The sequence below is a fragment of the Methanoregula sp. genome, from assembly GCF_049690535.1.
GTDB lineage: Archaea > Halobacteriota > Methanomicrobia > Methanomicrobiales > Methanospirillaceae > Methanoregula.
Window position 1 is genome coordinate 1 of record NZ_JBAVMX010000126.1, and the last position, 9255, is coordinate 9255.

The 9255-nt window shown below is 56.5% G+C and carries 7 protein-coding genes; 2 read left to right on the forward strand and 5 right to left on the reverse strand.

All coding sequences use genetic code 11. The annotated features are described in order from the left end of the window. Positions 1-1610: sodium-translocating pyrophosphatase (locus tag WCE46_RS10180; RefSeq protein ID WP_424733605.1), on the forward strand; the 1610-nt coding region annotated here is incomplete at its 5' end. Positions 1611-1824: 214 nt separating this feature from the next. Here WCE46_RS10180 and WCE46_RS10185 read toward each other — a convergent pair. The 4 genes from WCE46_RS10185 to WCE46_RS10200 form a co-directional block, all read right to left on the reverse strand. Continuing rightward, positions 1825-3771, reverse strand: a complete 1947-nt coding sequence (locus WCE46_RS10185; RefSeq protein ID WP_424733606.1) for a PAS domain S-box protein — start codon at positions 3769-3771, stop codon at positions 1825-1827. A gap of 167 nt (positions 3772-3938) precedes the next feature. After that, positions 3939-6161 carry an adenosylcobalamin-dependent ribonucleoside-diphosphate reductase gene (locus WCE46_RS10190; RefSeq protein WP_424733607.1) on the reverse strand — a complete coding sequence of 741 codons (2223 nt, stop codon included), beginning with the start codon at positions 6159-6161 and terminating at the stop codon, positions 3939-3941. A 201-nt stretch (positions 6162-6362) separates the two neighbouring features. Beyond that, on the reverse strand, positions 6363-6779 hold the full coding sequence (locus WCE46_RS10195) for a fasciclin domain-containing protein (protein ID WP_424733608.1): 417 nt from the start codon (positions 6777-6779) through the stop codon (positions 6363-6365). 105 nt (positions 6780-6884) lie between these two features. Continuing rightward, positions 6885-7067 (reverse strand): YHS domain-containing protein, encoded by a 183-nt coding sequence (locus WCE46_RS10200; RefSeq protein WP_424733609.1) that lies wholly within the window; start codon positions 7065-7067, stop codon positions 6885-6887. 280 nt (positions 7068-7347) lie between these two features. On the opposite strand from WCE46_RS10200, the gene WCE46_RS10205 reads away from it, so the two are divergent. Further along, positions 7348-9030: a PAS domain S-box protein gene (locus WCE46_RS10205; protein WP_424733610.1), complete on the forward strand. Its 1683-nt coding sequence runs from the start codon at positions 7348-7350 to the stop codon at positions 9028-9030. A gap of 28 nt (positions 9031-9058) precedes the next feature. On the opposite strand, the gene WCE46_RS10210 is transcribed toward WCE46_RS10205, so the two are convergent. Next, positions 9059-9255, reverse strand: a 197-nt coding sequence (locus tag WCE46_RS10210; RefSeq protein WP_424733611.1) for a nitroreductase family protein, incomplete at its 5' end; no start/stop codon positions are given.

Here is a 9255-nt window from a genome sequence, read left to right on the forward strand (position 1 = left end):
TGACGTACATCGCACTCGGGGCAAACCCGCAGACCACCCCCTTCGTCATCATCGGGTTCGGCTTTGGTGCCTCATTCGTTGCACTCTTCGCCCAGCTCGGCGGCGGTATCTACACGAAAGCCGCAGATGTCGGTGCAGACCTTGTCGGCAAGGTCGAAGCCGGTATCCCAGAAGATGATGTCCGGAACCCGGCCACCATCGCTGACCTCGTCGGCGACAACGTTGGCGACTGTGCCGGCCGTGGTGCTGACCTCTTCGAGTCCACTGCTGCCGAGAACATCGGTGCCATGATCCTCGGTGTTGCGCTCTTCCCGATCTTCGGTGTCAACGGCATCCTCTTCCCCATAGTTATGTGTTCTCTGGGTCTCCTCGCAAGTATGATCGGTATCCTCTCTGTCAAGGGCAAGGACGGAGCAGACCCGATGGACGCCATGAACCGGGGATATTACATCACGGCGATCATCTCCGCGGTCTTCCTCTTCTTCGGGGTCCAGTGGCTCCTTGGAGCTGCAGCCGGCTGGATATACTTCTTCTATGCAGGCCTCGTCGGTATTGCACTCTCCGTGTGTTTCCTCCGGGTCACCCTGTTCTATACCGACCACCACTACCGCCCGGTAAAGGAGATCGCTGACGCCTCTGAAACAGGAGCCGCCACAAACATCATCACCGGGTTCTCGGTCGGTCTCGAAACCACCGCAATTCCCGCGATCCTCATCGGACTCTCCCTCATTATCTCCTACTGGTGCGGTACCATGAGCGGTATCCCGAACGGCGGCCTCTACGGCACTGCCGTTGCAACCGTGGGTATGCTGATGGTCTGTGCGTACGTCCTTGCCATGGACACTTTCGGACCTATCGCTGACAATGCCGGCGGTATCGTTGAGATGAGCGGAGCACCCGAGGAAGTCCGTAAAAGGATGGACAGCCTCGATGCAGCCGGTAACACCACAAAGGCACTCACCAAGGGATATGCCATCGGCAGTGCCTCCCTCGCCGTATTCCTGCTCTTCAACGCGTATATGGCCGACATTACCAAGCTGACCGGCAAGGTATTCGATGTCGTTAACCTTGCAGACGTCCACGTCTTTGTCGGGGCACTCCTCGGTGCGATGCTGGTCTTCCTCTTCGCGAGTTTCGCCATCCGCGCCGTCTCCAAGACTGCGCAGTCGGTCATCGAAGCAGTCCGCATCCAGTTCAAGAACCCGGCCATCATGGCAGGTACCCAGAAGCCTGACTATGCAGCCGTCATCGATATCACGACCCAAGGTGCGCTCAAAAACATGGTCGTCCCCGGCGTCCTTGTGATCGGGTTCCCGATCTTCATCGGCGTCACCATGAAATACCAGGCCCTCGCCGGCTTCCTCATGGTCGCGACCATCACCGGCATTCTCCTTGCCCTGATCCTCAACAACAGCGGCGGTGCATGGGACAATGCCAAGAAATTCATTGAAAGCGGTGCCCACGGCGGCAAGGGCAGCGAAGCCCACAAGGCAGCCGTCATCGGCGACACGCTCGGCGACCCGTTCAAGGACACCGCCGGCCCGTCGCTCCACGTGCTCATCAAGCTCCTTGCGACACTGACGCTCGTGCTCGCGCCGCTGTTCATCTGAACATAACCCCCAACTCTTTTTTAGTCCCGTCACAAGGGGTCGGTAATCCTTCCAGCGAATCAATCGATCGTCTGCCATACCGGGGAATAGGATAAAAATCAGGCCCACACGATCCCGCCGGTAAAATCACCGGGACCGGGTCAGGAAAAAATCATAATCTGCACTCTTTCTCCGATCGCACGTATGCACATTTTCGTGACGAAAAAACCCGGTATTATCCGGAGGACTGCCGGAACATGCCGGCCGGTACACGGATAGCGAACCGTGCCCCGTGGCTATACTCACCGGTCTCCTGTATAGAGAGTCCGGTGATGGAGAGGATCTCCCGAGCAAGGTACAGCCCGAGACCGGTATGGGACCCGAATCCTTTCTCGAAAATCTTCTGTTTTTCCGCGGGGGGTATCCCTTTTCCGTCATCGGCAACCACGATCTCGGCCCCCTCCGGGGTATTCTTACGGCTGACCTGAATCTTTGTCACGGTACCCCCGTGCATCCGCGCATTTTCAAACAGGTTGGAAAAGACCAGTTTCACGAGAGGATCGGCAAAGATCTCCATCCCGTCAAGGGATGGGTCGATACACACATGCCGGAAGCGGCCATCCCTGCACACCTTCAGTACGGAGGCAGCAACATTCTGCCACCGGGGGCTCTGTATACCGATATCCTCGTACTGCTGGGTAAACAGGATCTGGTCGCGGATCACCTCACCGGACTGGAGTGCCTGGTGCACCAGTGTCCTAGCCTCCGGGTCCGTGACCTTTGTGTCGAGTAACTCCAGGTACCCCTCGAGCCCGGTGAGCTGGTTGAGGATGTCATGCCGAGTGATACCGGACAAGAGAGTAAGTTTTTTGTTCGCTTCGGACAGTGCCTGTTCCGTGCGCTTTCGGTCGGTAATATCTCTTCCCACCGACTGGAACTCTGTCACCCTCCCGTCACGGTCAAAAACAGCCCGGTCCGACCACTGCTGCCACCGGATCTCCCCGCCTAGCATGCGGATGCGGTGTTCAACCGTCTGCACCGGGTGATCCGGGGTGATCGACGCCATATGCACTTTGAGGAGCGGGAGATCTTCTCCGGGAATATCCGGGGAAAAACGATGGCCGATGATCTCCTCACGGCTCTTCCCGAAATAACGGCAATATGCCCCATTTACGAAAATATGCGAGCCATCGGGTAAAAACCGGCAGATAAATTCTGTCTGGTCCTCAACAACGTTCCGGTACCGTGCCTCGCTTTCGAGAAGTTCCCGCTGGCCCCGTGTCAGCTCATCGTAGTTTGCCCGGAGTTCTTCCTCCGTCGCGGTCAGCTGCTCGTACGCCGCGTTGAGTTCCTCATGTGAGGCCCTCAGTTTATCCTCTGCCTCTTTGTGCCGGGTAATGTCGCGGATGGACTCGATCGCACCGATCGCGGTGCCGCCGGTATCGTAGAGCGGGGACGCAATCATCCAGAGATGGGCGCCTTTACCGGTATAGATGGCCGGACTGTAGAATTCAGAGATAATCGCGTTCCCGTCCCGGATCAGGTTCTGGTCCATGTGGGCAGGTTCATTATCGCCATTCAGTACGAGATCCACCAGCGGGATCCTTTTTTCGTTAAACTGTGAGAGGACCTGTGGATAATTTTCGGTTCCCATGATCGCACTGGCTGGTATCCCGGTCAGCTTCTCCATCATCCGGTTCCAGGAGATCACCTTATTCTCGCGATTGATGGCAAACGTTGCATCCGGAAGAAAATCGATCAGGTTTGCCATCATCTGCCGGGACTCTTTTAAGTCTTCGCGTACCCGTCTGCGGTCGATGGCATGTATGAGGTTGTATTCAAGTTCGGCGAACTGGGATTTCGGGGGCCCACCTTTCTGGAGATAGAAATCGGCGCCGTTGTTGAGGGCTTCAATGGCGATCTCCTCCCTCCCTTTTCCGGTAAAGAGAACAAACGGGAGATCGGGATGGTGGAGACGGATATACCGGAGAAAATCAATGCCGTTTATCGCGGGCATCTCGTAATCTGAGATGATACCGTCGTAGTTCCGGTGCTGTGTCTTATCGAGTGCCTCCCCAACAGACAAAACAGTGTCGATCTTCAGATTTCCTGACATCTCAAGGAAGATCTTTGCGAGATCGAGAAGGGCGGGATCATCATCGAGATATAACACCGAGAACATTTGCCGTAAAACACCGCAATAATCTCCTTATGGTTGATACAGTATAAACCCAAACGATTTGCTTCTGCTTCCGAACTGCACAGGATACCCCGGAGTTCCCGGAAAACCAATACAACGTGACAGAACACAAAAAAATAATAAAAAATGAGTGTTGAAAAGCGGCGGGATCAGCTGCACCCGGTCCAGCCGCAGTGCTTGCAGATCCCCTGGTTGCAGCCCTCGCCGAAGTCCAGCGGGTTGTGACACTCGGGGCAGAGGCGCTGCTCCCCGGTTTTCCTGATATTCCAGTCATTCAAGGTCGCGATGCTCTGGTTTTTCGCCGAGAGCTCAATGCACCGCCCGACCACATCCGCGCAGGAGTGGCCTTCCGAGGAGGGGTTCTTGATCGCGGAGATGCAGTTCACTTTCGCAAACTGCTTGACAAACTTGTTGTAGGGCACGCCGTTCTGGAGGCCGGTGCTGATCGCACGGCCAAGGGCGCTGCTGTTCGCATCGCACCCGCCGTTCCCGACTGTCCGGATGAAAACCTCCATGGGATTTCCCTCGTGCAGGTTCACCGTGACATAGAGGCGGCAGCACCCCGACTGGCAGAGGTACGTCCGGCCGGCAAGTTCTTTTGGCCGGTCGATGGAGAGCGTCGGGAGCTTCTCCGGCACCGCCCGTATGGCCGATGCGGCGGTGGCAGGTACTGCTGCAGGCTGGAGGGCGGGACTCTTGTCTTTTAAGGCGAGCACCACGTCGTCCCTGCTCCCGGTCCGGTAGATGGTGATCCCCTTGAGACCGAGTTTCCACGCCATCATGAGCGCCTCCTCGCAGTCGTCCTTTGTCGCCGAACCGGGCATGTTGATGGTCTTGCTGATCGAGGCGTGGACATACTTCTGGAAACTGGCCTGCATCCGGATATGGTCACGCCACGGGATATCAAGCGCCGTCTTGAAGAGCGCGAGGAACCCCTTCGGCAGCCAGTGCAGGTCCTGGATCGTCCCGGTCTCGTGGATGTGGGCGATGACCTCGTCGGTCTTCTTTGCCCGCTCGTCGCCGGCAAAACCCATCCCGGACAGGGTGTGCACGAGTGCTTCCTTAAACACCGGGTTGACGATAATAAAGGTCTTACCCACCGTGTTCTTCCTCGTGTAGGCAAACGAGAAGACCGGCTCGATACCGCTCGAACACCCGGCGAGAAGCGAGATCGTCCCCGTCGGGGCGACCGTCGTCATCGCAGCGTTCCGCACTTTATAATCATTCCAGATACTTCCCTGCCATGCCGGGAAGGTCCCCAGTTTTTCGGCACGTTTGTGGGATTCTTCGACTGCCGTGTCAGTCACGAGTTTCATGACCTGTTCCGACCATGCCCGCCCTTCAGGGGAATCGTAGGTAAGGCCGAGCATGAGCATCGCGTCGTGGACACCCATGACACCAAGGCCGATCTTCCGGGTCCTCCTTGTGGCCTCCGCGATCTGCGGGATCGGGAAGACGTTCTTCTCAATTACGAGATCGAGGAACCGGGTCGCCATCCGTGCAGTCTCGCGGAGCAGATCCTCATCGAGAGTTCCGTCACGGACGCAGGCGGCAAGGTTGATGCTCCCAAGGACGCAGCTCTCGTACGGAAGGAGCGGCTGTTCTCCGCAGGGGTTTGTCGTGTCGATCTCCCCAAGCAGGGGCGTCGGGTTGTGCCGGTTTATCTCGTCGTAGAAAAGGATTCCCGGCTCGCCGTTTTTCCAGATTCCCTCGACAATGCCCGTCCAGATCGCTCCGACCGTGACCTTCGCTCCCGACTGGGGGTTGGTGAGCCAGACTTCATCGAACCGCCGCTTCTCCACGAGGTCCATGAATTTGTCGTTCACCATCACGGAAATGTTGAAGTTGGAGATATCGCCCTCTTTTGTCTTCGCTGCGATAAACGCGAGGATATCGGGGTGCCAGACATTGAGGATACCCATGTTCGCCCCGCGCCGGCGGCCACCCTGCTTGATCACATCGGTGGCCGCGTTAAAGACCCGCATGAACGAGATGGGGCCCGATGCGACACCGTCCGTGGACTGCACGGGAGACCCTTCCGGCCGGATGTGCGAAAAGTTGTACCCGGTGCCCCCGCCGCTTTTGTGGATGATCGCCCCCTCCTTCATCGCATCGAAGATCCCGTCAATGGAGTCGGGGACCGGGAGGGTAAAACAGGCAGAAAGCTGCCCGATCTCGGTGCCCGCATTCATAAGGGTGGGCGAGTTGGGCAGAAAACGCAGCGAGATCATCGCCTCATAAAAGCGGGCTTTCTCGGTCTCATCGTCTGCCAGGGCCGAGGCTACACGGCGGCAGATATCGGTAAAATTCTTTTCCCCTTTCCGGAGGTAGCGTGCGGAAAGGATGCTGTCGACGACGGATGGTGGGTTCATGGCTGGACCTGTGCTGATTTATTGAAGTGTTAAAAAGGACTATTCAACGGATGAAATATTGCTCACGAAATCTTATAAGCTGTTGTATGGTGATGCGCGAAGGAGCGGCGGCACCACCGTCAATGAGCACCGCGGATATCAACCAACACCCTGATCAAAAAGGCTGGCGGCTATAAATCAGGGTAATTCACGGCCCCCCGGTTACCGGGGGATGACAACCCCGCCGATGCCGTGGATAAAACCGTTGGTGCAGGCGATATCCGGGATGGTTACCGGTGCGCCGCCATAGATCACCAGACCGCCTTTTTCTGTTATCTCGACGGTGATCCCAAGGCGGGTCTTGGGGTAATTCAGTTTCTTTATCGTGCTGCACGAGAGGTTCCCAAACATGATATGGTACTGGAGGATGCGGAAGAGCTGTCCCTTGGGGTCGGCCATGAGCGCGGCAAGGGTCTTTTTGGGGAGCTGCCGGAATGCATCATCGGTCGGCGCACAGACCGTATACGGCCCCTTCCCGTCGAGCACCGTATCAAGCCCCGCGGCCCGGATCGCTTCTGCCATCAGGGAAAACCGGCTGTCTGCGGCCAGTGTCCCGGCTATCGTCTCTGGGAGTGTCATGTCAGTAGTCCTGTAAACGTTCCGGGTACTTCCTATGTTTGCGCCCGGCAAAAAATCTGTTTTCCGCTGCCGCATTCCACACACGGGTAGAGGCCGTGTGTCCGTTCAGCAACCGGATCCCAGATCGACCGTCATATCGTTTGCGAGCCGGCTGTACCTCTTCGGGTTTTCATCGAACTGTTTCTTGCAGTAGTTGCAGCAGAAATAGTATTCAGTATCCCGGTACGTGCTCCTGAACTGGGCGGTATCCTCATCAACTATCATAAAACAGACCGGATCGGTGGCCATGGTATCTTCTCCTTGTGGTGTATCTTTCCATCTGGCGCACCTCCCAGATAAAGGTGTGGAAACGGTACTGGAGTATAGCCCCTCCCAGTCATCAGCGCAAGAGAGGAGATCGAAAGCGGCCAGTGCGGCAGCCACATGGAATTTGCGGAATATTATCTGTTGTTTATCTCAGTCCTTTTCGTTAAACCGGTCCTGCAAAAAATCTTAAACACCAGAAGGAAAACACTCCTATCAGACCAAACACGAGCCCGACGGATTTTCCGGGCAGCAGGCTGGACACATGTGGACCCCGGACATCAGGACGCTTTTTCTGATCATCTTTCTTCTGAATGCGTTCCTGACGCTGATGCTCTTTACCTTCTGGAAAACGCAGAAGACCTATTACGGGTTCAGGACGTGGATGCTTTCCCTGTTGGTCATCTCCTGCGGGTATTTCCTGCTCATGCTCCGGGGATCCGTGTCCGATCTGATCACGATCGTCATTGCCAATCTCCTGATCATGCTCTCGGTCGTGATGCGGGTTGATGCGACCCGGCGCTACATCTGGTCGCGGCCGGTTCCCCTCGTGTTCTATACGCTTCTCATCCCGGCAGGCCTCCTTTATGTCTATTTTACCGTCATCAATGACGGGTTCATGCCCCGCACCCTGATATCATTCGTGGTAACCAGTGCCGGCCTCATGGCTGCAGCGATATTTGCCCTGCAACCACAGGATCCGGAGAGCCGGTCGCTCAGGCTCGCTTTTTCGGGTACGCTTATAGCCGTGGTAATCTTCCAGATCGTAAGGGATGCATACTGGCTGGCCAATCCCGCAGATCAGTCCCTGTTCAGCACCGATAGCGGGAATACGATCTTCTTTGTCGCCACCATCATCACGGACATCCTCACTACCGGGTTTTTCCTGATGCTCAACATGGTCCGTTCCCAGACCGAACTGAAATCCAGCGAGGAGCGGTACCGGAACCTCGCGGATAATCTCCCGGATTATGTCATTATCCACGACGGGAAAACAATGCGGTACGCCAACCCCGCGGCAGGTCGCCTTGTCGGAATGAACGCCGAAGACCTTGCCGGGCAACCGATCTATGATTACCTCACCGATAAGAGCAGTGTTGTAGTGGAATCAGTCTTTGAGCGAAAGCATACCAGGGATACATCATTACCGACCCGGGAAATTGAGTTGCGGCTGCCGGGAGGGGATATCCGGCGCTGCATGGTAAAGAGCGTCATGATCAGCGATCGCGGCGAACCGGCAGTCCTCTCGGTGATCACCGATATCACCGAACGGAAGACAGCAGAGGATGCCCTTGCCCGGGCCAACAAAAAACTCAACATCCTCTCTTCCATCACCCGCCACGATATCAGGAACCAGCTTTCGGCACTCAAATCCTATCTTGCATTATCAAAAGAGACCCTGAATGATACCTCACGGGTGGCCGGCTATATCCGGAAAGAAGAGACCATTTCAGACACCATCGAGCGGCAGATCAATTTCACCGGGACTTATCAGGATATGGGAGTCACCGCGCCTGCATGGCAGAATGTCCAGGCTGGAGTCCTGCGGGCGGTCGCTGCACTCCCCATGCGGAATGTGAAGGCAGAGGTCGATCGTACCGATCTTGAGGTCTATGCAGACCCGCTGTTCGAGAAGGTCTCGTACAACCTGATCGACAATGCCCTCAGGTATGGTGGGGATCGGCTGACAATGATCCGTATCATGTCGCAGGAGACCGGTGCCGGGCTGGTCTTATGCTATGAAGATGACGGGGCCGGTATCAGCCCTGAAGATAAAAAGCATCTCTTCGAGCGGGGCTTTGGGAAGAATACCGGTCTCGGGCTATTCCTCTCCCGTGAGATCCTTTCGATCACCGGTATTACCATCGCTGAAACCAGCGAACCGGGGAACGGGGCCCGGTTCGAAATTACCGTGCCAAAAGGAGAATACCGGTTTGGTCCACCGTGAACCGTCCCCGGGGAAACCGGAAAGGCACTTACCGGATCCACGTGACATTCGCGGGGTGCTTATCATGGGCCTCCGGCGATTCAGCCGGGTACCCGAACACAATCGTGCCGACCGGACTGTAGCCTTCCGGGATCCGGAACCCTGCCGTGAGCTTCCTGTTCTCATAGGCCACTTCCGTTGACCCGATCCAGCAGCTCCCGATACCGAGCGCATGAGCGGCAAGCA